Raw genomic sequence first — 26,777 nt, 5'->3', positions numbered from 1 at the left:
GACTTCAAAGCAGCCCCGGGCTCGCCAGGACAACACAGGAATTCCCTGACCTCCGGCAGATGAGCCCCAGGCGGTCCTATGGTAGAGTGGCGGCCTTTTTCCGAGGGGATGCTAACTGTGTGGGAATTGGTCAAGTCCGGTGGCTGGATGATGCTGCCGATCATCCTGAGCTCCATCGCCGCCATGGCGATCGTCGTCGAGCGCCTGTGGACCCTGCGCGCCAGCCGTGTCACCCCGCCGCACCTGCTGGGCCAGGTGTGGATGTGGATCAAGGACAAGCAACTCACCAGTGACAAGCTCAAGGCCCTGCGCGCCGACTCGCCGCTGGGCGAGATCCTCGCCGCGGGCCTGGCCAACTCGCGCCACGGCCGCGAGATCATGAAGGAGTGCATCGAGGAAGCCGCCTCGCGGGTCATCCACGAGCTGGAGCGCTACATCAGCACCCTCGGCACCATCGCCGCCATGGCCCCGCTGCTGGGCCTGCTGGGCACCGTGCTGGGCATGATCGACATCTTCAGCGCCTTCATGGGCTCGCAGATGACCGCCAACGCCGCCGTCCTGGCCGGGGGGATCTCCAAGGCCCTGGTCACCACCGCGGCCGGCCTGATGGTCGGTATCCCGGCGGTGTTCTTCCACCGCTTCCTGCTGCGCCGCATCGATGAGCTGGTGGTGGGCATGGAGCAGGAGGCGATCAAGTTGGTGGAAGTGCTGCAGGGTGACCGCGAAGTGGAAGTGGCCGGAGGCAAGGCGTGAAGTTCCGGCGCAATCGCCAGCGCGAGAACGTCGACATCAACCTGGCGTCGTTGATCGATGTGGTGTTCGTGCTGCTGCTGTTCTTCGTGGTCACCACCACCTTCACCCGCGAGACCCAGCTGCGCGTAGAGCTGCCCGAGGCCAGCAGCGCCGAGCAGCCGCCGGCCGACCAGGGCAAGCTGGTGGAGATCTCCATCAGCGCCGATGGCGTGTACTCGGTGAACAACCACCTGCTGCCCAAGAGCGACCTGGACACCCTGACCGAGGCGATCGAGAAGGAATCCGGCGGTGACATCACCCTGCCGCTGGCCATCAGCGCCGACGGCAAGACCCCGCACCAGGCTGTGATCACCGCAATGGACGCGGCCGGCAAGCTCGGCTTCAGCAAGTTGCGCATGACCACCGTCGAGGCCGCGCAGGGCAAGCCCTGATGGCCTTCGCCGACCGTCTGCTCGCCGCCTGGTACGCCGGGCACCCGGCGCTTGCCCTGTTGCGCCCGCTGGAGGCGCTGTACCGCCGCGTGGTGACGCGCAAGCGCGCGCGCTTCCTCAGCGGCGAAAGCCCCAGCTACCGCGCCCCGGTCCCGGTGATCGTGGTGGGCAACATCACCGTCGGTGGTACCGGCAAGACACCGATGATCCTCTGGCTGATCGAGCACTGCCGCCGGCAGGGGCTCAAGGTCGGCGTGGTCAGCCGTGGCTATGGCGCCAAGCCGCCGCAACATCCTTGGCGTGTCCAGGCTGACCAGCCTGCGCATCAGGCTGGTGACGAGCCCTTGCTGATCGTCCAGCGCACCGGCGTGCCGCTGGTGATCGACCCCGACCGCTCCCGTGCCGTGCAGGCCTTGCTGGCCAGCGACGCGCCCGACCTGATCCTGTGCGACGACGGCATGCAGCATTACCGCCTGGCCCGCGACCTGGAGCTGGTGCTGATCGACGCCGCCCGGGGCCTGGGCAATCGCCGCTGCCTGCCGGCCGGCCCGTTGCGCGAGCCGGCCGAGCGCTTGGGCGAGGCGGACGCGGTGCTGTTCAACGGCGCCGAAAGCGACCGCGACGACGGCTTCGCCTTCCGCCTGCAGCCTTCGGCGCTGATCAACCTGCGCAGCGGCGAGCGCCGCGAGCTCGACCTGTTCCCGCCTGGCCAGGCGCTGCACGCCGTGGCCGGCATCGGCAATCCGCAACGTTTCTTCAACACCCTGCTGGGGCTACACTGGCAGCCGGTGCCGCACCCTTTCGCCGACCATGCGCCCTACAGCCGTGAAGTGCTGTCGTTCAGCCCACCGCTGCCACTGGTGATGACCGAGAAGGATGCGGTGAAATGCCGGCCCTTCGCCGCCGACGACTGGTGGTACCTGGCGGTCGACGCCGTGCCGACGCCCGCCTTCAGCGCCTGGTTCGACGCCCAGCTCGACCGCCTGCTGCCCGGCCGCCCCTGAGCCTTTTTTCATTTTCCGTTGCAAGGACACCTCCATGGACACCAAACTGCTCGATATCCTGGCCTGCCCGATCACCAAGGGCCCGCTCAAGCTCAGCGCCGACAAGACCGAGCTGATCAGCAAGGGCGCGGGCCTGGCCTATCCGATCCGCGACGGCATCCCGGTGATGCTGGAAAGCGAAGCGCGCACCCTGACCGACGAAGAGCGCCTGGACAAATGAGCCTGGACTTCACCGTGGTGATTCCCGCCCGGCTGCGCTCCACGCGCCTGCCGGGCAAGCCATTGCTGCCGATCGCCGGCAAGCCGATGGTCCAGCATGTGTGGGAGCAGGCGGGCAAGAGCGGCGCCAGTCGCGTGGTCATCGCCACCGACGATGCCAGCATCGTCGAGGCCTGCCGGGCGTTCGGCGCCGAGGTGCTGCTGACCCGCGCCGACCATGAGTCGGGCACCGATCGCCTGGCCGAGGTGGCTGCTCAGCTGGGTCTGGCCGCCGATGCCATCGTGGTCAACGTGCAGGGCGACGAGCCGCTGATTCCGCCGGTGATCATCGACCAGGTGGCGGCCAACCTCGCCGCGCACCCGGAAGCCGGCATCGCCACCCTGGCCGAGCCGATCCACGCCCCGGAAACCATCTTCAACCCCAACGCGGTCAAGGTGGTCAGCGACAAGCACGGCCTGGCCCTGACCTTCAGCCGCGCGCCGCTGCCCTGGGCCCGCGACGCCTTCGCCAACGGCCGCGACCAGCTGCCGGAGGGCGTGCCCTATCGCCGCCATATCGGCATGTATGCCTACCGCGTGGGCTTCCTCCAGGACTTCGTCGCCTGGGGCCCGTGCTGGCTGGAGCAGACCGAATCGCTCGAGCAGTTGCGCGCCCTGTGGCACGGCGTGCGCATCCATGTCGCCGACGCCATCGAGGCGCCGGCGGTGGGTGTGGACACCCCTGAAGACCTGGAGCGCGTAAGGCGCTTGCTGGAGGCCTGATGCGCGTTTTGTTCGTCTGCCTCGGCAATATCTGCCGCTCGCCGACCGCCGAAGGCGTGCTGCGCCACCAGCTCGAGGCCGCAGGCCTGGGTGATCTGGTGCAGGTGGCCTCCGCCGGCACCGGCGACTGGCATGTCGGCAAGGCGCCCGACAGCCGTACCTGCAAGGCCGCCCTGGCCCGTGGCTACGACCTGTCGCGCCAGCGTGCCCAGCAGGTCAAGGCTGCGCACTTCGCCGAGTACGACCTGGTCCTGGCCATGGACAAGAGCAACCTGGGCAACCTGCAGGTCCTGCGCCCGCACAACGCCAAGGGCGAGCTCGACCTGTTCCTGCGCCGCTATGGCGCGGCCCTGGACGAAGTGCCGGACCCTTACTACGGCGGTGCCGAAGGCTTCGAGCAGGTCCTGGACCTGATCGAGGCGGCCTGCCGCGAGCTGGTCGTGGAAATCAAGGGGCGGTTATGACGGCGCACTGGCAGGAGCGCGTGTCGCTCAAGCCCTACAACACCTTCGGTATCGATGTCAGTGCCCGCTACTTCACCCAGGCCCATGACGACGGCGAAGTCCGCCAGGCCCTGGCCCAGGCCGCCGAGCGGCAGGTGCCGGTGCTGGTGATCGGCGGCGGCAGCAACCTGCTGCTGTCCCGCGATGTCGAGGCCCTGGTGCTGCACATGGCCAGCCGTGGCCGACGCCTGCTCAGCGACGATGGCGAGCGGGTGGTGGTGGAGGCCGAGGCCGGCGAGCCTTGGCACCCGTTCGTGCAGTGGAGCCTTGGGCAGGGCTTGTGCGGGTTGGAAAACCTCAGCTTGATCCCCGGCACCGTGGGCGCCGCGCCGATGCAGAACGTCGGTGCCTATGGCGTGGAGATCAAGGATGTGTTCGCCGGCCTGACCGCGCTGGACCGCGAGACCGGCGAGCTGCGGGATTTCTCGCTGGAGGAGTGCGCGTTCGGTTATCGCGACAGCCTGTTCAAGCGCAGCCCTGGGCGCTGGCTGATTGTGCGGGTGCGCTTTGCCTTGAATCGTACCTTGCAGGCACACCTGGATTACGGCCCGGTGCGTCAGCGCCTGGCGGAGCAGGGCGTCGAGCAGCCGACCGCGCAGGCGATCAGCGACGCGATCTGCAGTATCCGTCGGGAAAAGCTGCCGGATCCGGCTGAGCTGGGGAATGCCGGGAGCTTCTTCAAGAACCCGGTGGTGCCCGCTGAGTTGGCCGAGCGTATCCGTGCCGGGCATCCCGGCGTGGTGGCCTATCCCCAGGCCGATGGCCGGGTGAAGCTGGCGGCCGGCTGGTTGATCGAGCAGGCGGGGTGGAAAGGCTATCGCGATGGCGATGCCGGGGTGCACCGCTTGCAGTCGCTGGTGCTGGTGAACTACGGCCAGGCGAGCGGGGCGCAGTTGCATGCCCTGGCGCGGCGGATCCAGGCGGATATCCTCGAGCGCTTCGGGGTGGAGCTGGAGATGGAGCCGAACCTGTACTGATGGGGTGGCCTGGGCCGGCCCTATCGCGGGGCAAGCCCGCTCCCACGCAGTCCCTCTCAGCCGCGGGACGGTGGCGTGGGAGCGGGCTTGCCCCGCGATCACCGGCAGAGCCGGTGCCATCCACACCGGCAAAGAAAAAGCCCCGCCAGTTCGCACTGGCGGGGCTTTTTCATTCAGCCGAGGCTATCAACCGTGATGAGGCTTGTGCTCGTCAGCGGTTTCCAGGGCTTCGGCCGGGGCGGCGGCGGCCAGGGCAGCAGCGGCTGCTTCGGCTTCACGCTTGCGGCGACGCACTTCACGCGGATCGTTCGGCGCACGGCCGTTCGGCAGCATGATGGTGGACGGCTCGACCGGCGCTTCTTCGGCAACCACGGCTGGCGCAGGCTCGGCCACCGGGGCTTCGACCACTTCAGGCTGGGCTTCGACGGCTTCGATCACCGGAGCAGGTTGCTCGGCGACTGGCGCCTGGGCTTCGACCGCTTCGGCAACCGGTGCCTTCTCGATCTCGCCCGCTTCCACCACAGGGGCTTCCACGACCGCTGCAGGCTCGACAGCTGCCTCGACAACGGCGGCCGGCTGCTCGGCGGCGGCTTCTTCGACCACAGGCTGCGGCGCCACTTCGACGACAGGCTCGATGCTCGGCTCGGCGGCGACCACTGGCTCGCTGACAGGCTGCTCGACCACCGGGGCGATGGCGACCTGCTCGGCCACGACTTCGGTGATTTCCACCTGGGTCTCGGCGACAGCGGCGCTGGCACGTTCGGCCTGCTGGTTGGCTTCGGCCTCGGCGTCGGCACTGATGTTGCTGGTGGCAACGGCAGCGATGACGGCAGTGCCGGCGGCCAGTTCGGCACCCAGCTCGGTGGCCTGGTGCTGTTGTGGCTGCTCTTCGCCGGCGTCTTCGTCGCCGCCGTCGATCAGCTCGCCATTGGCGTTGCGCTGGCGCTCACGACGGTTGCTGCGACGACGCTGGCCACGGGAGCGGCGGCGTGGACGCTCGCCATCGGCGCCTTCCTGCTCGTCCTGCAGCAGCTCTTCGTTCGGCAGTTGCTCCTCGGCGAGCTCCACGGCCTGTTCGGCGGCCTGCACCTCAGGGCGCAGCTGGCGCTCTTCGCGTGGGGCGCGTTCCTCACGTGGCGCACGCTCTTCGCGAGGGGCGCGTTCTTCACGCGGTGCACGCTCTTCACGAGGGGCGCGTTCTTCACGAGGGGCGCGTTCTTCACGCGGTGCGCGCTCTTCGCGAGGAGCACGTTCTTCACGCGGTGCACGCTCTTCGCGAGGAGCGCGCTCTTCACGCGGTGCACGCTCTTCGCGTGGGGCGCGCTCTTCACGGGCTACGCGTTCTTCGCGTGGCGCACGCTCTTCACGCGGGGCGCGTTCTTCGCGGGCGACCGGTGCGGCGTCCAGCGGCTCGCGCAGTTCGCGCACGCGCTCTTCGCGGTTGCCACGGCGGTCTTCACGCGGCTGGCGCGGTTGACGCTCTTCACGTGGCGCGCGTTCTTCACGCGGGGCACGCTCTTCGCGAGGCTGACGCTCTTCACGCGGGGCGCGCTCGCCGCGCTCTTCGCGTGGCTTGCGGTCTTCTTCGCGACGGCCGTTGCGGTTGCGGCTCTGCTGGCGACCGTTGCGACGCTCTTCATTGCGTGGCGAGCGTTCGGTGGCTGGCTTCTCGGTGGCGGCGGCCGGTGCGGCGGCAGGTTCTTCCTTGCCGGCGAACAGGCTGACCAGCGACTTCACCAGGCCCTTGAACAGGCTCGGCTCGGCGGCGGCAGGGGCGGCAACCGGCGCGGCTGGAGCCGGCTGCTCTTCAGCGGCGGCTGGCACCGGGGCGTTGGCGCGGGCCGGCGCGGTCTTGACCGCGGCTTCCTGGCGTACCAGGGTGCGGGTGGCGGTCGGCTGCGGCGCTTCTTCGGTCTCGGCCGAGGCGATCTCGTAGCTGGACTGGTTGTTCAGCACGTCCGGGTTGTCGTCGCGCAGGCGCTGGACTTCGAAGTGCGGGGTTTCCAGGTGATCGTTCGGCAGGATGATGATGCGTGCGCGAGTGCGCAGTTCGATCTTGGTGATCGAGTTGCGTTTCTCGTTGAGCAGGAAGGCGGCGACCGGGATCGGCACCTGGGCGCGTACTTCGGCGGTGCGGTCCTTCAGTGCTTCTTCTTCGATCAGGCGCAGGATCGCCAGCGACAGCGACTCGACGTCACGGATGATGCCGGTGCCGGAGCAGCGCGGGCAGACGATGCCGCTGCTTTCGCCCAGCGATGGACGCAGGCGCTGACGGGACATTTCCAGCAGGCCGAAGCGCGAGATGCGGCCTACCTGCACGCGGGCACGGTCGGCCTCGAGGCACTCACGCACGCGCTCTTCGACGGCGCGCTGGTTCTTGGCCGGGGTCATGTCGATGAAGTCGATGACGATCAGGCCGCCGATGTCGCGCAGGCGCAGCTGGCGGGCGATCTCTTCGGCCGCTTCCAGGTTGGTCTGCAGGGCGGTTTCTTCGATGTCGCTGCCTTTGGTGGCGCGCGCCGAGTTGATGTCGATGGACACCAGGGCTTCGGTCGGGTCGATGACGATCGAGCCGCCGGACGGCAGGTCGACCACGCGCTGGAAGGCGGTTTCGATCTGGCTTTCGATCTGGAAGCGGTTGAACAGCGGCACGCTGTCTTCGTACAGCTTGACCTTGCTGGCGTACTGCGGCATCACCTGGCGGATGAAGGTCAGGGCTTCTTCCTGGGCGTCGATGCTGTCGATCAGCACTTCGCCGATGTCCTGGCGCAGGTAGTCGCGGATGGCGCGGATGATGACGTTGCTTTCCTGGTAGATCAGGAACGGCGCGGCGCGGTCTTGCGAGGCTTCCTTGATGGCGGTCCACAGCTGCAGCAGGTAGTCGAGGTCCCACTGCATTTCTTCGCTGCTGCGGCCCAGGCCCGCGGTGCGCACGATCAGGCCCATGTCGCCCGGAACGGTCAGGCCGTTCAGCGCTTCGCGCAGTTCGTTGCGCTCTTCGCCTTCGATGCGGCGGGAGATGCCACCGGCGCGCGGGTTGTTGGGCATCAGCACCAGGTAGCGGCCGGCCAGGCTGATGAAGGTGGTCAGGGCGGCGCCTTTGTTGCCGCGCTCTTCCTTCTCGACCTGGACGATGACTTCCTGGCCTTCGCTCAGGACTTCCTTGATGTTGACCCGGCCTTCAGGGGCTTTCTTGAAGTATTCGCGGGAGATTTCCTTCAGTGGCAGGAAGCCGTGACGTTCGGAGCCGAAGTCGACGAAGGCGGCTTCGAGGCTGGGCTCGATCCGGGTGATCTTGCCTTTGTAGATGTTGGCCTTTTTCTGCTCGCGGGCGCCGGACTCGATGTCCAGGTCGTAGAGACGTTGGCCGTCCACCAGGGCTACACGCAACTCTTCGGGCTGAGTTGCGTTAATCAGCATTCTTTTCATGTTGTACCGTCGGTTTCCGGGCTGCCGGAAACGGCGTGCGGCACACACGACTTCTCAGGGTCGGTGCCAAGGTGCGCAAAGGGTGGCGGGCCACCCCCGTGTCTGGCGACGTTCGGCACCAGCCGGTTGCCCAGCCTGCCGTTGTCGCGACGACGCGTCCTGTTTTGCGGTGCCAAAAGACCTGTCGAGCTTTTCGAAGGTTATCCGAATCAATCGAGCGGGCCTGGTGCACTCAGTCAGGAGGAGGAATCAACCGGTCGTCCGTGGACGCCACGAGGGCGTCTGTTCAGGACCTTGTCCGCTCATCGCCCGTTGAGTGGGGCGCTGGTGCGGGTTCGGTGCCACACGGTCCGAGGGCTGTACGTCTCCACCCTGCACGTATCCCTTGAAAATTCGGTGCTGCCGCGCGCTGAATCCGCAACGGGTTGCATTTTTCGCCAGCCCGGTTCCGGGCTGGCGCCATAACATATCCAAGGCAGGTATTTCCGAAGCATTCGCCCGAATGCGCGGAAACGACGGTGGCGGGCAGAGGTACGGCGAAAAGAATCGGGTAAGCAGGTGAAACACCGCACTTGTCGTTTTTTTTCGGTCTTCTCTACACAGCGCTGGTGGCGATTCCAGGCATTTAGTTAAACTGGCGAACGCTCCGTAGGACGGCCTCGCGTCCTCGGGAATTGCGATGGTCAGGGCCGGCGTAGAGCCTGGTGCCGCTGGCCTGCCGCTTTTGGCGGCGTTCGCGACTATAGCAGCAATGATTAAGTGCTTCAATTCCATAAAAAATTGTTATGATCCCGCCATGACGACCAATACCCCCCCGACTTCCGGCGTTCAGCTGATCGAAGTCCCGCCGGAGCTTGCCGGCCAGCGCATCGACAATTTCCTCATCACGGCCCTCAAGGGCGTGCCCAAGACCCTGGTCTACCGCATCCTGCGCAAGGGTGAGGTGCGGGTCAACAAGGGCCGGATCAAGCCCGAGTACAAGCTGCAGGCCGGCGATATCGTACGCGTGCCGCCGGTGCGCCTGCCTGAGCGCGACGAGCCGGCGCCGGTGGCCCAGGGGCTGCTGCAGCGCCTGGAGGCGGCCATTGTCTACGAGGACAAGGCGCTGATCGTGATGAACAAGCCGGCCGGCATCGCCGTGCACGGCGGCAGCGGCCTGAGTTTCGGCGTGATCGAGGCGCTGCGTCAGCTGCGCCCGGACGCCAAGGAGTTGGAGCTGGTGCATCGTCTGGACCGCGACACCTCGGGCCTGCTGATGATCGCCAAGAAGCGCAGCATGCTGCGCCACCTGCACGCCGCCCTGCGCGGCGATGGCGTGGACAAACGCTACATGGCGTTGGTGCGCGGCCACTGGCCGACCTCCAAGAAGCAGGTCAATGCGCCGCTGCAGAAGAGCAACCTGCGTTCCGGCGAGCGCATGGTCGAGGTCAACGACGAGGGCAAGGACGCGCTGACGATGTTCCGCGTGCTGCGCCGTTTCGGCGAGTTCGCCACCATCGTCGAGGCGCGGCCGATCACCGGGCGTACCCACCAGATCCGTGTGCATACCCTGCATGCCGGGCACATGATCGCCGGCGACAGCAAATACGGCGATGAAGACTTCACCCGCGAGATCCGCGAGCTGGGCGGCAAGCGTCTGTTCCTGCATGCCTATCAGCTGACCGTGCCGCTGCCCGACGGTGGCGAGCTCAAGCTCGAGGCACCGGTGGACGAGATGTGGGCCAAGACCATCGAGCGGCTGGCGTCCTGATCCATGAATAAAAGTTATGACCTGCTGATTTTCGACTGGGACGGCACCCTGGCCGATTCCATCGGGCGCATCGTCGAGGCGATGAACGTGGCCGCCGGGCGTGCCGGCGAGGCCGCCAGCAGCGACGAGGCGGTCAAGGGCATCATCGGCCTGGCGCTGGGGGAGGCGATCGCCACCCTGTACCCGCACCTCGATGTGCCGCAGGTCGAGGCGTTCCGTCAGCACTACGCCGACGTGTACATGGCGCTGGACCAGCAGCCTTCGCCGTTGTTCGACGGCGTGGTCGAGTCGCTGGAAGCGTTCCGTGCCGAGGGGTATCGTCTGGCGGTGGCCACCGGCAAGGCGCGGCGCGGCCTGGATCGCGTGCTCAAGGCCAATGGCTGGGAAGGCTATTTCGACATCACCCGGGCTGCCGACGAAACCCGTGGCAAGCCGCATCCGCTGATGCTCGAAGAGATTCTCGCCCATTGTCGGGTCGAACCCGGGCGGGCGCTGATGGTCGGAGATTCGGCGTTCGACCTGCAGATGGCCAGCAATGCCGGCATGCATTCGGTTGCCGTGGGCTACGGCGCCATGTCGCTGCAGGCCCTGGCCGAATACGGCCCGCAGGTGTGCATCGAGCATTTTTCCCAGTTGCGCGAATGGCTGGCCGAGCCTGCGCAGATCAATTTCCAAGGTAGGTGAGCATGACTGACGAATGGAAGGCGCCCGAGCCGGACGACACTGGCGAGGAGCGCAAGAGCTGGAAGCTGCTGGAGAAGACCTTGCTGGCCGGCGTCCAGGAGCAGCGCCGGGCGCGGCGCTGGGGGATCTTCTTCAAGCTGCTGACCTTCGTTTACCTGTTCGGCATCCTGTTCCTGTTCACGCCGTTGATGGATGTGGACAAGGCGGCCTCGCGCAGCGGCAACCATACCGCGCTGGTCGAGGTGCGCGGGGTGATCGCCGACCAGGAGCCGGCCAGCGCCGACAATATCGTCAAGAGTCTGCGCGAGGCGTTCAAGGATCCGAAGACCAAGGCCGTGGTCATGCGCATCAACAGCCCGGGCGGCAGTCCGGTGCAGTCGGGCTACGTGTATGACGAGATCCGTCGTCTGCGCGCCGAGTATCCGGCCATCAAGCTGTATGCGGTGATCGCCGACCTGGGTGCGTCCGGGGCCTACTACATCGCGAGTGCCGCCGACGAGATCTATGCCGACAAGGCCAGTCTGGTCGGTTCCATCGGTGTCACCGCGGCCGGTTACGGCTTCGTCGGGACCATGGACAAGCTGGGGGTGGAGCGTCGCACCTACACCGCCGGCGAGCACAAGGCCTTCCTCGATCCGTTCTCGCCGCAGAAGCCCGAGGAGACCGCGTTCTGGCAGGGTGTGCTGGATACCACGCATCGCCAGTTCATCGCCATGGTCAAGCAGGGGCGGGGTGAGCGGTTGAAGGATAAGGAACATCCGGAGTTGTTCAGCGGGCTGATCTGGTCCGGCGAGCAGGCCAAGGCGCTGGGGCTGGTGGACGGGCTGGGCAGTGCCAGCTATGTCGCTCGCGACATCGTGGGCGAGAAGGAGTTGGTGGACTTCACCGTGCAGGAGTCGCCGTTCGATCGCTTCTCCAAGCGCATCGGCGCCAGCGTGGCGGAGCGTCTGGCGCTGTACATGGGCTTCCAGGGGCCTTCGCTGCGTTGAGCTGAATCGGCGTGGCATTCATCGCGGGGCAAGCCCGCTCCCACGGGGCGCTCATCGGTCTCGTGGGAGCGGGCTTGCCCCGCGATTGCATGTTCAAGGCACATGCACACCTTCCTTGTGCAGCATGTCCACCAGTCTAATCAGAGGCAGTCCGATCAGGCTCGTGGCATCACAGCCATGGGTGCTCTGGAACAGGCTGACCCCCAATCCCTCCGCCTTGAAGCTGCCGGCGCAGTCCAGCGGCTGCTCGGCCGTCACGTAGCGCTCCACGCGCTCCCGATCCAGCTCGCGCATCGTCACGGTAAACGGTACGCAATCGACCTGGCAGTGGCCGGTGGCGCTGTTCAGCAGTGCCAGCCCGGTGAGGAAGGTGACCTGCTGCCCGCTGGCCTCCAGCAATTGCTCGCAGGCGCGCTCGAAGGTGTGGGGCTTGCCGAGGATCTGCTCGCCCAGTACCGCCACCTGGTCGGAACCGATGATCAGGTGGTCGGGGTGGCTGGCGGCCAGGGCCTCGGCCTTCTGTCGGGCCAGGCGGCGGACCAGCTCGACGGCGGGCTCGCCATCGAGGCGCCGTTCGTCAAGGTCGGGGCTCGCCCAGGTGAAGGGCAGGCGCAGGCGGGTGAGCAGTTCGCGGCGGTACGCAGAGCTGGAAGCCAGTAACAAGGGAAGCATGGTAGACTCCTGGGCAATTACCCCGAATTCTAACATGCGAGATGGCACCTAATTTCCTTTGACAGGGAGGGGGTGCATCCCTAGAATGCTGCGCCTATGTTGAATGACCCGATTCCACCTCACGTTGACCCGCGCAAATTGGCTGATCGTGGCGTAACCCTCGAAGGTTCGCTGCAACTCGCTGATTTGGAAAGACTCTGCGACCCGCTTTCCGACAATGTCGGTACGGTGCAGGCGAAGTTCGATTTTGAACGAGATGAACAGCACGTGGTGGTTATCCACAGCGCGCTGGACGTCGAAGTCAAGATGGTTTGCCAGCGTTGTCTTGAGCTGGTCACCCTGCCGATCCACAGCGAATGCACATACGCCGTGGTGAAGGAGGGTGCGAACACCCAGTCGTTGCCGAAAGGCTATGACGTGCTGGAACTGGGCGAAGATCCTTTGGATCTGCAGGCGTTGGTCGAGGAAGAGCTGTTGCTCGCCCTGCCGATCGTGCCTGCTCATCATCCGGAAGAATGCCAGCAGCCGGCGGGACTCGATGAGCCCGAGCCGAGCAAGGACGAGGTATCGCGGTCCAACCCGTTCAGTGTATTGGCGCAGTTAAAGCGTGACCCAAACGTTTAGGAGTTAATCAATTATGGCTGTTCAGCAGAACAAAAAATCCCGCTCTGCCCGTGACATGCGCCGTTCGCACGACGCCCTGTCGGCAGAAGCTCTGTCGGTAGAGAAGAGCACCGGTGAAGTACACCTGCGTCACCACGTATCGCCAGAAGGCGTATACCGTGGTCGCAAAGTGATCGACAAGGGCGCCGACGAGTAATCCTTGTCCGCTCAGATCATCGCGATCGACGCAATGGGCGGGGACTTCGGTCCCCGCAACATTGTCCAGGCTAGCATTGCCTGCCTTTCGGCTACCCCCTCGCTGCACCTGACCCTCGTCGGTCAACCCTCCCTCCTTGAAGATCTCGTCAGCGGCCTTGCGGCTGCGGATCGCGCGCGCCTGCAGATTGTCGCGGCCAGCGAAGTGATCGGCATGGACGAGCGGCCATCGCAGGCGTTGCGGGGCAAGCCGGACTCGTCGATGCGCGTCGCCCTCGAACTGGTGCGTGATGGCAAGGCCCAGGCCTGCGTGAGTGCCGGCAATACCGGTGCGCTCATGGCCCTGTCGCGCCTGGTGCTCAAGACCCTGCCTGGTATCGATCGCCCGGCGATGGTGGCGGCGATTCCGACCCAGGCCGGCTATTGTCAGCTACTCGACCTCGGCGCCAATGTCGATTGCAGCGCGGAGAACCTCTACCAGTTCGCCGTGATGGGCTCGGTGGCCGCCCAGGCCCTGGGCGTGCACCGGCCGCGGGTGGCACTGCTCAATATCGGCACCGAGGACATCAAGGGCAACCAGCAGGTCAAGCTGGCCGCCAGTCTGCTGCAGAACGCCCGGGGCCTGAACTACATCGGCTTCGTCGAGGGTGACGGGCTGTACCGTGGCGAGGCGGATGTGGTGGTGTGCGACGGTTTTGTCGGCAATATCCTGCTCAAGTCCAGCGAAGGCCTGGCAACCATGATCGGCGCGCGCATCGAGGCGTTGTTCCGTGGCGGGCTGCTGGCGCGGGCGGCGGGGGCCATGGCCATGCCGTTGCTCAAGCGCCTGCAGGCCGACCTGGCGCCGGCGCGACACAATGGCGCAAGCTTCCTGGGGTTGCAGGGCATCGTCATCAAGAGCCATGGTTCGGCGGGCGTGCAGGGCTTGCAGAGCGCGATCCAGCGGGCGCTGATCGAGATCCAGGAAAACCTGCCGCAGCGCCTGCATGGGCGCCTCGAAGACCTGTTGCCCTGAGTGGCGTGGGAGCGGGCTTGCCCCGCGATGAGGCCATGACTGGAAATACAAAGCCTTTGGGCATGTCGCCCATGAAGTGCTTAAATGTGACCGCTTGGTCCGCCGCTCCATCCAAGCTTTCAGATTGCGCGCCCGGCCCCAGGCCTGGCGCACCCTATCCGACGACAAGATCATAAGGGCTTGTTCAATGTCTGCATCCCTCGCATTCGTCTTTCCTGGTCAAGGTTCCCAGTCGCTGGGCATGCTCAAGGAGCTGGGCGCCGAAAAACCGGTAATCGTCGAGACCTTCAAGGAAGCGTCCGAGGCGCTGGGCTACGACCTGTGGAAGCTGGTCCAGGAAGGCCCGGAAGAACAACTCAACCAGACCGACAAGACCCAGCCGGCCATTCTGACCGCCTCGATCGCCCTGTGGCGCCTGTGGCTGGAAGAGGGTGGCGCGCAGCCTGCGTACGTCTCCGGTCACAGCCTGGGTGAATACAGCGCCCTGGTCGCCGCCGGCAGCCTGTCGCTGAAAGACGCCGTGCGCCTTGTCGAGCGCCGCGGTCAGTTGATGCAGGAGGCCGTGCCGGCCGGTCACGGCGCCATGGCCGCGATCCTCGGCTTGGACGACGCGGTCGTGGTCGAGATCTGCGCCAAGGCCGCCGAAGACCAAGTGGTCAGCGCGGTGAACTTCAACTCCCCTGGCCAGGTGGTCATCGCCGGCAACAAGGCGGCTGTGGATCGCGCCATGGAGCTGTGCAAAGAGGCCGGCGCCAAGCGCGCCCTGCCGCTGGCGGTCAGCGTGCCGTCGCACTGCGCGCTGATGAAGCCGGCCGCCGAGCGTTTCGCCGAGTCGGTCAACGCCATCGAATGGAAGGCCCCGCAGATCCCGGTGGTGCAGAACGTCACCGCCGCCATCGCCGCCGACCTCGACGCTCTCAAGCAGGACCTGCTGGCGCAGCTGTACCAGCCGGTACGCTGGGTCGAGTGCGTGCAGGCCCTGGCCGAGCGCGGCGCGGTGAACCTGGTCGAGTGTGGCCCGGGCAAGGTCCTGGCCGGCCTGAACAAGCGTTGCGCCGACGGCGTGACCACCTACAACCTCAACACCCCAGACGCCGTCGCCGCTACCCGTGCGGCGCTGGCCTGAATTCGGAGAAGCTTGCATGAGCCTGCAAGGTAAAGTTGCACTGGTCACCGGCGCCAGCCGTGGTATCGGCCAGGCCATCGCCCTCGAGCTGGGCCGTCAGGGCGCGACCGTGATCGGTACCGCCACCACCGCGTCGGGCGCCGAGCGCATTGCCGCCACCCTGAAAGAGCACGGCATCAACGGCACCGGCCTTGAGCTGAACGTCACCAGCGCCGAGTCCGTGGATGCGGTGCTGGGCGCCATCGGCGAGCAGTTCGGCGCGCCGGCCATCCTGGTCAACAACGCCGGCATCACCCGCGACAACCTGATGCTGCGGATGAAGGACGACGAGTGGTTCGACGTGATCGACACCAACCTCAACAGTCTCTACCGTCTGTCCAAGGGCGTGCTGCGCGGCATGACCAAGGCCCGCTGGGGTCGTATCATCAGCATCGGCTCGGTAGTGGGTGCCATGGGCAACGCCGGCCAGGCCAACTACGCCGCCGCCAAGGCCGGCCTGGAAGGCTTCAGCCGTGCCCTGGCCCGTGAAGTGGGCTCGCGTGGCATCACCGTCAACTCGGTGACCCCGGGCTTCATCGACACCGACATGACCCGCGAACTGCCCGAAGCGCAGCGCGAGGCCCTGCAGAAAGAGATTCCGCTGGGCCGCCTGGGCCAGGCCGAGGAGATCGCGAAAGTGGTTTCCTTCCTGGCTTCCGACGGCGCAGCCTATGTCACCGGCGCCACCGTGCCGGTGAACGGCGGGATGTACATGTAAAAACCGCAACTCAATGTGACGGATTGCTTCAAAAAAGAGTCATACTGCGAGCCTAAAATCCGTTATAAAGCTGCAACCAGATTCCGGGCAGAGGGCCCGGTGGCCTGGTGGAAGGCGCGTTACGCTTGAAAAGCAGGCGTCTTCCTATAAACTTGGTCACCGGCCAGCTGCCTGACATATGTCCATTAGGAGTGAAAACTAGGTATGAGCACCATCGAAGAACGCGTCAAGAAAATCGTCGCCGAGCAACTGGGCGTCAAGGAAGATGAAGTGAAGAACACCTCTTCCTTCGTTGAGGACCTGGGTGCCGATTCGCTTGACACCGTTGAGCTGGTGATGGCTCTGGAAGAGGAATTCGAGACCGAAATCCCTGACGAAGAAGCCGAGAAGATCACTACCGTTCAAGCTGCCATCGACTACGTCAACGCCCACCAGGCCTAAGACGTTTCAGTCGACGCTACTTGTCGGGAAAAACCGCACTGCCGTCGCCGGCGTGCGGTTTTTTCTTTGCAAGCCCTGCAATCAGCGGAGTCTGTTGCCAGGCCATTGGCCGCGCCAGTGCACTGGCAAGAGACTCTGTAATTTGGAAATGAGGAGAGTACTGTGTCGCGTAGACGCGTCGTGGTCACTGGTATGGGTATGCTGTCGCCACTGGGTACCGATGTACCGAGCACCTGGCAGGGCATTCTGGCTGGCCGCAGTGGCATCGGTCCGATCGAGCATACGGATCTGTCTGCCTACTCCACCCGTTTTGGCGGCTCGGTAAAGGGCTTCGAAGTCGAGCAGTACCTGTCGGCCAAGGAGGCCCGCAAGCTCGATCTGTTCATCCAGTACGGCCTGGCGGCCGGCTTCCAGGCGGTGCGCAACGCCGGCCTGGAAATCACCGACGCCAACCGCGAGCGCATCGGCGTGGCCATGGGCTCGGGCATCGGTGGCCTGACCAACATCGAAGAGACCAGCAAGACCCTGCACGAGCAGGGGCCGCGCCGGATCTCGCCGTTCTTCGTGCCGGGTTCGATCATCAACATGATCTCCGGCTTCCTGTCGATCCACCTGGGTCTGCAAGGGCCGAACTACGCGATCGCCACCGCCTGCACCACCGGCACCCACTGCATCGGCATGGCCGCGCGCAACATCGCCTACGGTGAAGCCGACGTGATGATCGCCGGCGGCGCCGAAATGGCCGCCTGCGGCCTGGGCATGGGCGGCTTCGGCGCGTCCCGCGCGCTGTCGACCCGTAACGACGAGCCGGCCCGTGCCAGCCGTCCGTGGGACAAGGGCCGTGATGGCTTCGTGCTGTCCGACGGTGCCGGCGCCCTGGTACTCGAAGAGCTGGAGCATGCCAAGGCCCGTGGCGCCACCATCTACGCCGAGCTGGTCGGTTTCGGCATGAGCGGCGACGCCTACCACATGACTTCGCCGCCCGATTCCGGCGAAGGCGCCGCCCGCTGCATGGCCAACGCCCTGCGCGATGCCGGCATCCAGCCTGAGGACGTCAGCTACATCAACGCCCACGGCACCTCGACGCCGGCCGGCGACATCGCCGAAGTGGCCGCGATCAAGCGCGTGTTCGGCGAGCACGCCTACAAGCTGGCGGTCAGCTCGACCAAGTCGATGACCGGCCACCTGCTCGGCGCCGCCGGCGCGGTGGAGGCGATCTTCAGCGTCCTGGCGATCAACAGCCAGATGGCGCCGCCGACCATCAACCTGGACGAGCCCGACGAAGGCTGCGACCTGGACTTCGTGCCGCACCAGGCACGCAGCATGCCGATCGACGTGGTGCTGTCCAACTCGTTCGGCTTCGGTGGCACCAACGGCTCGCTGGTATTCCGTCGGTTCGCCGACTGATGCACAGCTGGATCGATGGCCAGGACGCGGCTGCGGTCAATCTGCAGAATCGTGGCCTGGCCTACGGCGATGGCCTGTTCGAGACCATCGCCGTGCGCGGCGGCAGGCCCAGCCTGCTGGCCCTGCACCTCGACCGCCTGGCGCTGGGTTGCCAGCGCCTGGCGATCGAGGCCGACCTGACGCTGGTTCGCAATGAACTGTTGCAATTCGCCCAGTTGCTGGGCGAGGGCGTCGCCAAGCTGATCCTGACCCGTGGCGACAGCCAGCGCGGCTATGCCCCGGCGGCTGGCGCCCAGGCGCGGCGCATCCTCCAGGGCAGTCCCTTGCCGGCCTATCCCGCCGAACACGCCGAACAGGGCGTGCGTTTGTACGCCTGCCAGACGCGGCTGGCGGAACAACCGCTGCTGGCCGGGCTCAAACACCTCAACCGCCTCGAACAGGTGCTGGCCCGCGCCGAATGGCAGGACCCGGCGTTTGCCGAAGGCTTGATGCGTGACGGCCAAGGGCGGGTGATCGAAGGGGTGTACAGCAACCTGTTCCTGGTGCGTGACGGCGTGCTGCTGACCGCCGAGCTGAGCCGTTGCGGCGTGGCCGGGGTGATGCGCGCGGCGTTGCTGGAGCAGGCGGCGTTGCTGGGCATTGCCACCCAGGTGCGGGACTTGCCGCTGGAGGCGCTGGAGCAGGCTGATGAGGTATTCGTCTGCAACAGTGTCTACGGCATCTGGCCCGTGCGTGAATTCGCCGCGCTGAACTGGCCGGCAGGGCCGCTCACCCGTAAACTGCAGGCCGTTGCCCGTACGTTACTGGATACCTGATTCGTGAGACGCAAATTCCTGCTGCTGCTGGAAATGAGCTTGATCCTCGCCGGCCTGGCACTGGGCTGGGCCGCCTGGAAGGTCAACTCGGTCCTGGAGCAGCCCCTGCAAGTGGCGCAGGAGCGCCTGCTCGACGTGCCCAGCGGCACGACGCCCAACCGTATGTTCTATCGCATGCAGAGCGAAGGCCTGCTCGACGACCCGCTGTGGCTGCGCCTTTACTGGCGCTTCAACATGGCGGGCACGCCGTTGCATACCGGCGAATACCGCGTGACCCCGGGCATGACCGTGGGGCAGCTGTTCGACGCCTGGAAGCGCGGCGACGTGGTGCAGTACAACATCACCCTGGTCGAGGGCTGGACCTTCCGCCAGGTGCGTGCCGCGGTGGCCAAGCATGAAAAGCTCAAGCACACCCTCGAAGGCTTGTCCGATACCGAGGTGATGGACAAGCTCGGCCATACCGGTGTGTTCCCCGAAGGCCGCTTCTTCCCCGACACCTATCGCTTCGTGCGCGGCATGAGCGACGTCGAGCTGCTGCAGCAGGCCTACATGCGCCTGGACGAAGTGCTGGCCAAGGAGTGGGCCGAGCGCAGCACTGACCTGCCGTATCGCGACCCTTACCAGGCGTTGATCATGGCCTCGCTGGTGGAGAAGGAAACCGGCATTCCCCAGGAGCGCGGGCAGATCGCCGGCGTGTTCGTGCGGCGCATGCGCCTGGGCATGATGCTGCAGACCGACCCGACCGTGATCTACGGCATGGGCGAGCGCTACAACGGCAAGATCACCCGCGCCGACCTGCGCGAGCCGACTCCCTACAACACCTACACCATGACCGGCTTGCCGCCGACGCCGATCGCCATGGTCGGGCGCGAGGCGATCCACGCCGCGCTCAACCCCAGCGACGGCTCGAGCCTGTACTTCGTCGCCCGCGGCGACGGCAGCCATGTGTTCTCCGACGACCTGGACGATCACAACAGCGCGGTGCGCGAGTTCCAGCTCAAGCGTCGGGCGGATTACCGTTCCAGCCCCGCGCCGCAGGCCGAACCCACGACGACCGAGCCGCAGGCGACTCCGGACTCGGCCCCTGCGCCCGCGCCGGAAAGTGACGCGCCGGCCCCCACCGATGAATCCGCGCCGGCCGACACGTCGGTGCCAGAAGACACTAAGGAACACTCGTGAGCGGTTTGTTTATCACCCTGGAAGGCCCTGAAGGCGCCGGCAAGAGCACCAACCGCGACTACCTGGCGGCACGCCTGCGCGAGCGGGGCGTCGATGTGGTCATGACCCGCGAGCCCGGTGGCACGCCGTTGGCCGAGCGCATCCGCGAACTGTTGCTGGCGCCGAGCGAGGAGCGCATGGCGGTCGACACCGAGCTGCTGTTGATGTTCGCCGCTCGTGCCCAGCACCTGGCCGAAGTCATCCGCCCAGCACTGGCCCATGGCGCCGTGGTGCTGTGCGATCGCTTCACCGACGCCACCTATGCCTACCAGGGCGGCGGCCGTGGCCTGCCGGTGGAGCGCATCGCCATCCTCGAGGCCTTCGTCCAGGGCGAGCTGCGTCCTGATCTGACCCTGGTCTTCGACCTGCCCGTGGAGGTCGGTCTGGCCCGCGCCGCGGCCCGTGGCCGGCTGGACCGCTTCGAGCAGGAAGGCCAGGCCTTCTTCGAGGCGGTGCGCCAGGCCTACCTGCAGCGTGCCGGCCAGCAGCCGCAGCGCTACCGGCTGCTGGACGCCGCTCAGCCGTTGAACGCGGTGCAGCAGGCCATCGACGCCCTGGTGCCGGGCATCCTGGAGCGTTGCCGTGGCTGAGGCCTACCCCTGGCAGCAGGCGCTCTGGCAGCAATTGGCCGGGCGCGCCCAGCATGCCCATGCCTACTTGCTGCACGGCCCCCAGGGCATCGGCAAGCGTGCCCTGGCCGAGCGCCTGATGGCACGGCTGCTGTGCCAGCAGCCACAGGGCCTGGATGCCTGCGGCCAGTGCAAGTCGTGCCTGTTGCTCAAGGCCGGCAGCCACCCGGACAACTTCGTGCTGGAGCCGGAAGAGGCTGACAAGCCGATCAAGATCGACCAGGTTCGCGAGCTGGTGTCGTTCATTGTGCAGACCGCCCAGCAGGGCGGGCGCAAGGTAGTGCTGATCGAGCCGGTGGAGGCGATGAACATCAATGCCTCCAACGCCCTGCTCAAGAGCCTGGAAGAACCCTCCGGCGATACCGTGCTGCTGCTGGTCAGCCACCAGCCCAGCCGCCTGCTGCCGACCATCAAGAGCCGCTGCCAGCAGGTCGCCTGCCCGCAGCCGAGCCTGGAGCAGAGCCGCGCCTGGCTGGCCGCCGCCCTTGTCGACAGCGCCGAGCAAGAGCGCGAAGAGCTGCTGACCCTGGCCGCCGGTTCGCCGCTGATGGCCGTGAACCTGCAGGCCCAGGGCGTGCGCGAGCAGCGGGCGCTGGTGACTGAGGGGGTGAAGAAGTTGCTCAAGCAGCAGCAGTCGCCCAGCCAGTTGGCCGAGGCCTGGAACTCGGTGCCCTTGCTGCTGCTGTTCGACTGGTTCTGTGACTGGTCGCACCTGATCCTGCGCTACCAGTTGACCCAGGATGAGGAAGGATTAGGCTTGGCCGACATGCGCAAGGTGCTGCAGTACCTGGCGCAGAAGAGCCGCCAGGGCAAGGTGCTGGAGGTCCAGGCGTGGATCCTCGAGCAGCGCCAGAAAGTGCTGGGCAAGGCCAACCTCAACCGTGTACTGCTGCTCGAAGCCTTGCTCGCCCACTGGGTGCAGCTGCCGGGCATGCGCTGATTTCCACCGTTCATTCATGTGTGTCGTGTTCCCATGCTCGTAGATTCCCATTGCCACCTCGACCGTCTCGACCTGAGCGCCCACCAGGGCTCTCTCGACGCCGCCCTGCAGGCGGCCCGTGAGCGCGGGGTAGGGCACTTCCTGTGCATCGGCGTGAGCGCCGAGAATGCCGGCGCGGTCAAGGCGCTGAGCGAGCGCTATGCCGACGTGGACTGCTCGGTGGGCGTGCACCCGCTCGACCTGGCGCCCGGCGAGACGCCGGCGCTGGAGTGGCTGCTGCGCGAACTGGCCCACCCGCATGTGGTGGCCATCGGCGAGACCGGGCTGGACTACCACTACGAGCCGGAGGCCGCCGAGCTGCAGCAGGCCTCGTTCCGCCTGCACCTGGAGGCCTCGCGGCAGACCGGCAAGCCGGTCATCGTGCACACCCGGGCGGCCCGCGAGGACACCCTGGCGCTGCTGCGCGAGGCCAACCTGCCCCAGGCCGGGGTGCTGCACTGCTTCACCGAGGACTGGCCGATGGCCAAGGCCGCGCTGGACCTGGGCTACTACATCTCGCTGTCCGGCATCGTCACCTTCCGCAATGCCGACGCCCTGCGCGAGGTGGCCCGGCAAGTGCCGGTGGATCGCCTGCTGGTGGAGACCGACTCGCCGTACCTGGCGCCGATCCCGCACCGTGGCAAGCCGAACCTGCCGCAGTACGTGCGGGAAGTGGCCGAGTATGTGGCGTCGTTGCGCGGGGTGAGCTACGAGCAACTGGCCGAGCAGACGACCAGCAACTTCAAGCGACTGTTCCCGCTGGCAAGGGTGATCTGAGGTCGCTGTGCCGACCCTCCCGAACCGAGCAAAAAAAACCCGGGTTCTGGGGGGGGAATCCGGGTTAAGACCATTAGGAGTAAAACAAAGGCACACGGTCCCTGGGCACCTTTATCGGCGCGCCACTTGGGGGGATGCGCCGCGCCAACACTTCAAGTATTGGCCAGGATTGGCGCCCCGCCAGCGGTGATTGATCGTTTTTTAAACAGATTTGGAATACGTCCGCAGCCCCTTGCGCGTTCAATGCATGGCGATCTGCCGGACCTGTCTCAGTACTTCGTCGATCAGGCGGTGGTCGGTATAGAAATGTGGGGAAAACCGTACCCCGGGGCCGCGTACGGCGCAAATCACTCCTTTGTTGTTCAGGGTTCGATAAATGTCGGCGTTGGCATGGCCGTCCAGGCTGAAACTGACGATGCCGGCCCGCCGTGAAGGATCGCCCGGGCTGTGCAACTGCGCACCAGGGATGGCCGTGAGCCCTTGATACAGCTGCTCGATCCGCTGCTCCAACTGTTCGGCGACCACCGTCATGCCGACATCCTCCAGCAGCGACAGGCTGGCCTCCAGCGCGCAGGCGCCGAGCATGTTTGGGCTGCCGCACTCGAAGCGCCGCGCACTGCGCGCCGGTTGCCACTGGCGGCGCTCGAAGTCGCCAAGGTGCTCGAGCATGTGCCAGCCATAGGCATGCAGCTTCAACTGCCGGCGCAACTCGCTGCGGCAATAGAACACCCCCAGCCCCTCGGGGCCGAGCATCCACTTGTGGCCGTCGGCCATGGCGAAGTCGCATTGGTAGTGCTGCACATCGAAGGGCAGGGCGCCGACTTGCTGGATCGCATCGACGCAGAACAGCACGCCGCGCTGGTGACAGGCGGCGCCCAGGCGAGCCAGGTCCAGGCGCAGGCCACTGGCGAACTGCACGGCGCTGACCGACAGCAAGCGCGTTCGCGGGCCGCAGACGGCGAGCAGCGCCGTTTCCGGGGCGGCGCCGGCCAGGCTTGCCTCGATCACCTCGACCCCGCGATCGGACAGGGCCTGCCAGACCACGCGGTTGGAGGGGAACTCCTCGTCGCTGATGACGACCTGGTCGCCGGGCCGCCAGTCCAGGCCAAAGGCCACCAGCGACAGCGCCTGGGAGGTGTTGCCCACCAGGGCGATGTCGCCGGTGGTGGGCGCATTCAGCAGGCGTGCCAGGCGTTCGCGCAGGCGGCGCTCGGTGGCCAGCCAGGCGGGATACTCGCGGGCGCCCAGGCGGACATTATCCTGGGCGAAGCGCGCCACGGCCTCGGCGGTCCGGCGCGGCCAGGGGGCGATCGCCGCGTGATTCAGGTAGCACAGGCCCGGCGCCTGCTCGAACTCATCAAGAAACACAGACATGGTTGGAAGATCCGTGCAATTTGCCGCCAGTTAGGCATAATAATCCGCTTCGATTGTCATCCCAGTCCTTCTTTATGCAGAAAGAACCTCGCAAGGTCCGTGAGTTTCGCCGTCGCGAACAAGAGATCCTCGACACGGCGCTCAAGCTGTTTCTCGAACAGGGTGAAGACAGCGTCACCGTCGAGATGATCGCCGACGCCGTCGGTATCGGCAAAGGCACGATCTACAAGCACTTCAAGTCCAAGGCGGAGATCTACCTGCGCCTGATGCTCGACTACGAGCGTGACCTGAACGCGCTGTTGCATTCGGCTGACGTCGACCGCGACAAGGAAGCCCTGTCGCGCGCCTACTTCGAGTTCCGCATGCGCGACCCACAGCGCTACCGCCTGTTCGACCGCCTGGAAGAGAAGGTGGTCAAGGGCAACCAGGTGCCGGAAATGGTCGAGCAGCTGCACAGCATCCGCGCCTCCAACTTCGATCGCCTCACCCAGCTGATCAAGGGGCGGATCAGCGAGGGCAAGCTCGAGGACGTGCCGCCGTACTTCCACTACTGCGCGGCCTGGGCGCTGGTCCATGGCGCGGTGGCGCTGTACCACTCGCCGTTCTGGAGCAATGTGCTCGAGGATCAGGAAGGTTTCTTCCAGTTCCTCATGGACATCGGCGTGCGCATGGGCAACAAGCGCAAGCGCGACCCGGAAGCCGCGAACTAAAGCCGTTCAATGCCCGCCCGCCGAGTCTTCGGCGGGCGCGTTCCATTCAGGCTTCGACGGGAAGGCTTGCAAAAACCTGATTTTTGAGTCAGGTTTTGCCCGCCAGAATCTTCCACGCCGGAGTCATCCATGATCGTCGATCGTCAAGGCAGGCGCTTTCGCAACCTGCGCGTCAGCCTGACTGCTGCCTGCAACTATGCCTGCACCTACTGCGTGCCCGATGGCAAGCGCCTGGTGGCGGCGCAGGACGAGCTCACGGCGGATGCCCTGGCCCGGGGCGTGGCCTACCTGGTGGAGGCGGCCGGGGTCGAACGGCTGCGCATCACCGGCGGCGAGCCGCTGGTCAGCCCGCGGCTGGAAGCCTTTCTCGGCGCGGTGGCGGGCCTGGGGCTGGAAGACATCAGCCTGACCACCAACGGCCAGTTGCTCACCCGCAAGTTGCCGCTGCTGCGCGCCGCCGGCATCCGTCGGCTCAATGTTTCCCTCGATACCCTCGACGCCAGTGCCTTTCGCCGGATCGCCCGGGGCGGCGACCTGGCCAGCGTCCTGGCGGGGATGGCGCAGGCCAGTGCCGTGGGCATGGCGATCAAGGTCAACATGGTGCCCATGCGCGGGCAGAACCTCGATCAGGTGCTGCCGCTGCTCGACTACTGCCTCGAACGCGGCTACGAGCTGCGCTTCATCGAGCTGATGCGCATGGGCCACCTGGCGCGCGACGGCAATGCCTTCCGGCAGCAGTTCGTCGACCTTGAGCAACTGCTGGCGCTGATCGGCCAGTCGTACAGCTATGAACAGGCGCCGCGCCCGCTGGATGCCACGGCCCTGCGCTACCGCATTCCCGGCAAGGGCCATTTCGGCGTGATTGCCAACGAGAGTGTGCCGTTCTGCCGCAGCTGTTCGCGCCTGCGCCTGTCGTCCACCGGCTGGCTGCATGGTTGCCTGTCGTCGAGTAACCGTCACTTTGTCGGCGACCTGCTCGACAAGCCCCGCCATCAGGCGCTCCCGGCGCTGCAGCGGCTGCTGGTGAAGGCCCTGGCGGACAAGCAGGATGTGGCGTTTTCCGGCGATGTGATGGTGATGAAGGTGATCGGCGGCTGACTCTGGCGCAAAAGCTGCATCCTGCGGCTATTCGCCGGTTTTTCGTCACCGGTTTCTGGAGGAAAGATGCGTAGCCTGGTCTTGCTGCTGGCGCTGATGGCGTTGGGCGGCTGCATGAATGTCAGCGATATGGGCGAGGGCGTCCGTTACCACATGAGTGATGCGGGCCTGTTGGACCACAGTGACACCACCCGTACCCTGTCGATCCGTCTGCAGCCGGACTCGTTCATCTTCATTGGCCAGGGCGCCTTCGTGCCGCCGGGCAAAGGGCCGGTGCCGCAGCAGAACGCGGTGGCCGAGGAGGCCTTCAAGAGCTTCGTCGAGTACTTCCCGCTGGTGCGCCGCGCCCAAGGCCCGCTGGGTCTGGAAGACGCGATCGCCGAGGCCCGCGCGGTAGGTGCCGACTATGTGCTGTATACCCGTTTCGCCCGCACCGACGACCGTATCGGCAACGGTGACGAGTGGTATGACGAGCAGGCTGTCGATCGCCTGGGCTGGGACCGTGGCTTGGTGCAGATGATGCTGATCGAGACCAGCACGCGTTACCTCATCGACACCGCGCGGATCAAGAGCCGCGGCGGTTTGTTGACGTTCCACGACAACACGCCACAGGATTTGCTTGCCGCGCCGATGCGCGAGTACGCTCGTAGTCTTCTGGGCATGAGTAACTGAGCGAGCGTGTCATGAGCGATTCCGGCAAGGCCAACGATCTGCTGGCGCAGATCCCCGCGCACAAGGGGCTGCCCCCGGTGCACCTGTGGAACCCGGATTTCTGCGGTGACATCGACATGCGGATCGCCCGGGACGGGACCTGGTACTACCTGGGGACGCCGATCGGGCGCAAGTCGATGGTGCGGTTGTTCTCTACCATCATTCGGCGTGACGGGGATGACTACTTCCTGGTTACGCCGGTGGAGAAGGTCGGGATCCGGGTCGATGATGCGCCGTTTGTTGCCGTGCTGCTGGATGTCGAGGGCAGTGGGGAGCAGCAGGTGCTGCGGTTTACCAGCAATGTCGACGATCAGGTCGAGGCTGGGCCTGAGAATCCCCTGCGGGTCGAGCTTGATCCGGTTACCCAGGAGCCTTCTCCCTATGTGCTTATGCGCGGCAACCTTGAGGCGTTGATTCATCGCAATGTGTTCTATCAGTTGGTGGAACTGGCGGTGGCGCGGGAGATTGATGGGGAAGTTTGGCTTGGGGTTTGGAGTCGGGGTGAGTTTTATCCGATTGGGCGTAGTGTCTAATACCTGTTTCTGAATCCCCGTTTCATTACAGGTACAACAGCCCAGCAATCAACTCATATTTCTTGATCTTGATCTTGATCTTGCTGTTGCTTCTAAGCGCGTGATAGTTCAGGCAACGCCAATTGCGACTTCAGGAGGCCGAGCGGAGTTCTTGCGGAGGGAGGTGACGGCCATGGATGGCCGTCAAGCGCTGCG

29 protein-coding genes are annotated in these 26,777 nt (G+C 65.8%); 26 read left to right on the top strand and 3 right to left on the bottom strand.

Annotated features, from left to right (window positions below; translation table 11 throughout):
• Positions 1-117: 117 nt before the first annotated feature.
• The 7 genes from HU735_RS25515 to murB are packed head-to-tail and all read left to right on the top strand — an operon-like array spanning position 118 to position 4,649.
• The gene (locus HU735_RS25515) at positions 118-753 is read left to right on the top strand and encodes a MotA/TolQ/ExbB proton channel family protein (RefSeq protein WP_028690976.1); all 636 of its coding nucleotides are present in this window, start codon (positions 118-120) and stop codon (positions 751-753) included.
• A complete protein-coding gene (locus HU735_RS25510) occupies positions 750-1,184 on the top strand; it encodes a biopolymer transporter ExbD (RefSeq protein ID WP_110739307.1) in 435 nt (144 codons plus the stop codon). Before HU735_RS25515 ends, HU735_RS25510 begins: the two co-directional genes overlap by 4 nt.
• Entirely contained in the window at positions 1,184-2,188 is a 1,005-nt protein-coding gene (gene lpxK, locus HU735_RS25505) for a tetraacyldisaccharide 4'-kinase (protein ID WP_186716193.1), read from the top strand. The genes HU735_RS25510 and lpxK overlap by 1 nt, the downstream gene beginning before the upstream one ends.
• 34 nt (positions 2,189-2,222) lie before the next feature.
• The gene (locus HU735_RS25500) at positions 2,223-2,408 is read left to right on the top strand and encodes a Trm112 family protein (RefSeq protein WP_011532874.1); all 186 of its coding nucleotides are present in this window, start codon (positions 2,223-2,225) and stop codon (positions 2,406-2,408) included.
• Positions 2,405-3,169 carry a 3-deoxy-manno-octulosonate cytidylyltransferase gene (gene kdsB / locus HU735_RS25495; protein ID WP_186716191.1) on the top strand — a complete coding sequence of 255 codons (765 nt, stop codon included), beginning with the start codon at positions 2,405-2,407 and terminating at the stop codon, positions 3,167-3,169. The genes HU735_RS25500 and kdsB overlap by 4 nt, the downstream gene beginning before the upstream one ends.
• A complete protein-coding gene (locus HU735_RS25490) occupies positions 3,169-3,633 on the top strand; it encodes a low molecular weight protein-tyrosine-phosphatase (RefSeq protein WP_186716190.1) in 465 nt (154 codons plus the stop codon). Before kdsB ends, HU735_RS25490 begins: the two co-directional genes overlap by 1 nt.
• The gene (gene murB, locus HU735_RS25485) at positions 3,630-4,649 is read left to right on the top strand and encodes a UDP-N-acetylmuramate dehydrogenase (RefSeq protein WP_186716189.1); all 1,020 of its coding nucleotides are present in this window, start codon (positions 3,630-3,632) and stop codon (positions 4,647-4,649) included. Before HU735_RS25490 ends, murB begins: the two co-directional genes overlap by 4 nt.
• A 186-nt stretch (positions 4,650-4,835) precedes the next feature.
• Here the strand turns inward: murB and rne are convergent, their stop codons facing one another.
• A complete protein-coding gene (rne, locus tag HU735_RS25480; RefSeq protein ID WP_186716185.1) occupies positions 4,836-8,078 on the bottom strand; it encodes a ribonuclease E in 3,243 nt (1,080 codons plus the stop codon).
• Positions 8,079-8,874: 796 nt separating this feature from the next.
• On the opposite strand from rne, the gene rluC reads away from it, so the two are divergent.
• Genes rluC through HU735_RS25465 form a run of 3 tightly spaced genes read left to right on the top strand, consistent with a single transcriptional unit; the run spans position 8,875 to position 11,501 of the window.
• A complete protein-coding gene (rluC, locus tag HU735_RS25475; protein ID WP_050704696.1) occupies positions 8,875-9,828 on the top strand; it encodes a 23S rRNA pseudouridine(955/2504/2580) synthase RluC in 954 nt (317 codons plus the stop codon).
• 3 nt (positions 9,829-9,831) lie between these two features.
• Complete coding sequence (locus HU735_RS25470) at positions 9,832-10,512, top strand: HAD family hydrolase (RefSeq protein WP_186716183.1); 681 nt, start codon at positions 9,832-9,834, stop codon at positions 10,510-10,512.
• Between the two features lie 2 nt (positions 10,513-10,514).
• Positions 10,515-11,501 carry a S49 family peptidase gene (locus HU735_RS25465; protein ID WP_186716181.1) on the top strand — a complete coding sequence of 329 codons (987 nt, stop codon included), beginning with the start codon at positions 10,515-10,517 and terminating at the stop codon, positions 11,499-11,501.
• 93 nt (positions 11,502-11,594) lie between these two features.
• Here the strand turns inward: HU735_RS25465 and HU735_RS25460 are convergent, their stop codons facing one another.
• Positions 11,595-12,173, bottom strand: a complete 579-nt coding sequence (locus HU735_RS25460) for a nucleoside triphosphate pyrophosphatase (protein ID WP_186716179.1) — start codon at positions 12,171-12,173, stop codon at positions 11,595-11,597.
• Positions 12,174-12,269: 96 nt separating this feature from the next.
• On the opposite strand from HU735_RS25460, the gene HU735_RS25455 reads away from it, so the two are divergent.
• The 12 genes from HU735_RS25455 to HU735_RS25400 all read left to right on the top strand — a co-directional run bounded on the left by HU735_RS25455 (position 12,270) and on the right by HU735_RS25400 (position 22,156).
• Complete coding sequence (locus HU735_RS25455) at positions 12,270-12,797, top strand: YceD family protein (protein WP_023630499.1); 528 nt, start codon at positions 12,270-12,272, stop codon at positions 12,795-12,797.
• Positions 12,798-12,810: 13 nt separating this feature from the next.
• Positions 12,811-12,993 (top strand): 50S ribosomal protein L32, encoded by a 183-nt coding sequence (rpmF, locus tag HU735_RS25450; protein WP_028690987.1) that lies wholly within the window; start codon positions 12,811-12,813, stop codon positions 12,991-12,993.
• Between the two features lie 33 nt (positions 12,994-13,026).
• Positions 13,027-14,007, top strand: a complete 981-nt coding sequence (plsX, locus tag HU735_RS25445) for a phosphate acyltransferase PlsX (RefSeq protein WP_050704701.1) — start codon at positions 13,027-13,029, stop codon at positions 14,005-14,007.
• Between the two features lie 187 nt (positions 14,008-14,194).
• The gene (gene fabD / locus HU735_RS25440; protein ID WP_050704702.1) at positions 14,195-15,133 is read left to right on the top strand and encodes an ACP S-malonyltransferase; all 939 of its coding nucleotides are present in this window, start codon (positions 14,195-14,197) and stop codon (positions 15,131-15,133) included.
• A gap of 16 nt (positions 15,134-15,149) precedes the next feature.
• Positions 15,150-15,890, top strand: coding sequence for a 3-oxoacyl-ACP reductase FabG (gene fabG, locus HU735_RS25435; protein WP_023630496.1), 741 nt, complete (start codon positions 15,150-15,152; stop codon positions 15,888-15,890).
• A gap of 204 nt (positions 15,891-16,094) precedes the next feature.
• Positions 16,095-16,331: an acyl carrier protein gene (gene acpP / locus HU735_RS25430; protein WP_028690990.1), complete on the top strand. Its 237-nt coding sequence runs from the start codon at positions 16,095-16,097 to the stop codon at positions 16,329-16,331.
• Between the two features lie 162 nt (positions 16,332-16,493).
• Positions 16,494-17,738, top strand: coding sequence for a beta-ketoacyl-ACP synthase II (gene fabF, locus HU735_RS25425; protein ID WP_050704704.1), 1,245 nt, complete (start codon positions 16,494-16,496; stop codon positions 17,736-17,738).
• Positions 17,738-18,553, top strand: coding sequence for an aminodeoxychorismate lyase (gene pabC / locus HU735_RS25420; protein WP_110739319.1), 816 nt, complete (start codon positions 17,738-17,740; stop codon positions 18,551-18,553). The genes fabF and pabC overlap by 1 nt, the downstream gene beginning before the upstream one ends.
• A gap of 3 nt (positions 18,554-18,556) precedes the next feature.
• Positions 18,557-19,732: an endolytic transglycosylase MltG gene (mltG, locus tag HU735_RS25415; protein ID WP_186716177.1), complete on the top strand. Its 1,176-nt coding sequence runs from the start codon at positions 18,557-18,559 to the stop codon at positions 19,730-19,732.
• Positions 19,729-20,361, top strand: a complete 633-nt coding sequence (tmk, locus tag HU735_RS25410) for a dTMP kinase (protein ID WP_186716175.1) — start codon at positions 19,729-19,731, stop codon at positions 20,359-20,361. The genes mltG and tmk overlap by 4 nt, the downstream gene beginning before the upstream one ends.
• Complete coding sequence (locus HU735_RS25405; protein WP_186716174.1) at positions 20,354-21,340, top strand: DNA polymerase III subunit delta'; 987 nt, start codon at positions 20,354-20,356, stop codon at positions 21,338-21,340. The genes tmk and HU735_RS25405 overlap by 8 nt, the downstream gene beginning before the upstream one ends.
• 33 nt (positions 21,341-21,373) lie before the next feature.
• Entirely contained in the window at positions 21,374-22,156 is a 783-nt protein-coding gene (locus HU735_RS25400; RefSeq protein ID WP_186716172.1) for a TatD family hydrolase, read from the top strand.
• Between the two features lie 240 nt (positions 22,157-22,396).
• On the opposite strand, the gene HU735_RS25395 is transcribed toward HU735_RS25400, so the two are convergent.
• A complete protein-coding gene (locus HU735_RS25395; protein ID WP_186716171.1) occupies positions 22,397-23,530 on the bottom strand; it encodes an aminotransferase class V-fold PLP-dependent enzyme in 1,134 nt (377 codons plus the stop codon).
• Between the two features lie 74 nt (positions 23,531-23,604).
• Between HU735_RS25395 and HU735_RS25390 the strand changes: the two genes are divergently transcribed.
• The 4 genes from HU735_RS25390 to HU735_RS25375 all read left to right on the top strand — a co-directional run bounded on the left by HU735_RS25390 (position 23,605) and on the right by HU735_RS25375 (position 26,582).
• The gene (locus HU735_RS25390) at positions 23,605-24,240 is read left to right on the top strand and encodes a TetR/AcrR family transcriptional regulator (RefSeq protein WP_110638337.1); all 636 of its coding nucleotides are present in this window, start codon (positions 23,605-23,607) and stop codon (positions 24,238-24,240) included.
• Positions 24,241-24,369: 129 nt separating this feature from the next.
• Positions 24,370-25,338, top strand: coding sequence for a radical SAM protein (locus tag HU735_RS25385; protein WP_186716169.1), 969 nt, complete (start codon positions 24,370-24,372; stop codon positions 25,336-25,338).
• A gap of 66 nt (positions 25,339-25,404) precedes the next feature.
• Positions 25,405-26,010: a DUF4823 domain-containing protein gene (locus tag HU735_RS25380; protein WP_186716163.1), complete on the top strand. Its 606-nt coding sequence runs from the start codon at positions 25,405-25,407 to the stop codon at positions 26,008-26,010.
• An 11-nt stretch (positions 26,011-26,021) separates the two neighbouring features.
• Positions 26,022-26,582, top strand: coding sequence for a DUF1285 domain-containing protein (locus HU735_RS25375; protein ID WP_186716162.1), 561 nt, complete (start codon positions 26,022-26,024; stop codon positions 26,580-26,582).
• Positions 26,583-26,777 lie beyond the last annotated feature (195 nt).

Source organism: Pseudomonas sp. BW16M2, assembly GCF_014268865.1.
Classification (GTDB): Bacteria; Pseudomonadota; Gammaproteobacteria; order Pseudomonadales; family Pseudomonadaceae; genus Aquipseudomonas; species Aquipseudomonas peradeniyensis.
This window is presented reverse-complemented; position numbering and strand designations above follow the sequence as displayed.